We start from the raw sequence: 982 nt of genomic DNA, 5'->3' as shown, positions 1-982 counted from the left end.
GACCTCTGGAGGAAAGTTTTTAGCCGTCATCATCATCGTTTGTGGAGAGGGGATCTTCGGTATGATCTCTGGTGTGATTACGTCGATTTTAACCGCTCCGACTAAACAGCAAGATCACCGTTCTAAGAACAAAGAGCGGATGTTAGAACAGCTATTAGAACAGCAAGAACAAATCCTTGAGCGACTAACTCTTATCGAAGAGGAAATGCAGCAACGCAAAATTCAGACAAAAAAATAGGCCCTATCGGTCCTATTTCTCTTTAAATTAATGAAGATAACGCTACTTTGCGCTCGCTTATCTTATTTTTCACGCCAGTACGGCTGAGTCTCTACGCTGATTGCTCTTGTTTGATCCATTGCATGAAGAATCGAACGCTCTTGGCGGTGCAGCCAACGCTCTAGCTGTTCTTTCTCTTCATTTTCCAGCATATCGACCAAAGGCAATAGATGGTTCAGCATCAACAGATCATCAATGCCATGCACTAAGTCAGCCCAAGGAAGGCGGAAACTATTACGCTCGTCGAAGTTGTACAAGCTCGCAAAACCAATTCCAGTGTAAAGGTTACGCAGCAGACGGTAACGCTGATCCACATACTCTTGCGCAGACAAATCACGCTCTGCAGGGAAAGCTTCCATCAGCTCTGCCCAAGTGCGATCCAATTGCGTCACAGAAAACGGCATGATGTTGCTTGCCATCTTCTCGCGCGCTTTCTCATCCAAGAATGGCTGCCAGCCACGCGCTAAGATCCAGCGGCTAAGATCCAGCAGTAATCCTGTGTAACGCGCCGAACTCAACAATGTCAGCATCTCTTCACGACTTGGCAACTCTTCCAACTGTTGAGTCAACTCAGAGACAAGGAACTTACGCGCGTCAAGTTTGCGCAATACGTTACCTTTATCATCAAGCAACTCTTCAAGGTGAGCATGTTCATCAAGCCAAACGAGCTCTTCTTCTAACCACTTCAATTCTTGACGCAAGATA

General features: G+C 46.1%; 1 protein-coding gene and 1 pseudogene. One reads left to right on the top strand and one right to left on the bottom strand.

Annotated elements, in window-relative coordinates:
* Positions 1–238 (top strand): annotated as a pseudogene (locus R7P74_RS25130) (hypothetical protein); the annotation flags it as partial.
* Positions 239–300: 62 nt separating this feature from the next.
* On the opposite strand, the gene R7P74_RS25125 reads toward R7P74_RS25130, so the two are convergent.
* The coding region (locus R7P74_RS25125; protein WP_443293342.1) for a CHAD domain-containing protein at positions 301–982 on the bottom strand (682 nt) is incomplete at its 5' end.

It is taken from the genome of Vibrio sp. 2033 (assembly GCF_033339735.1).
Note: the sequence above shows the minus strand (reverse complement) of the source record. Positions and strands in the feature narration are given on the sequence as shown.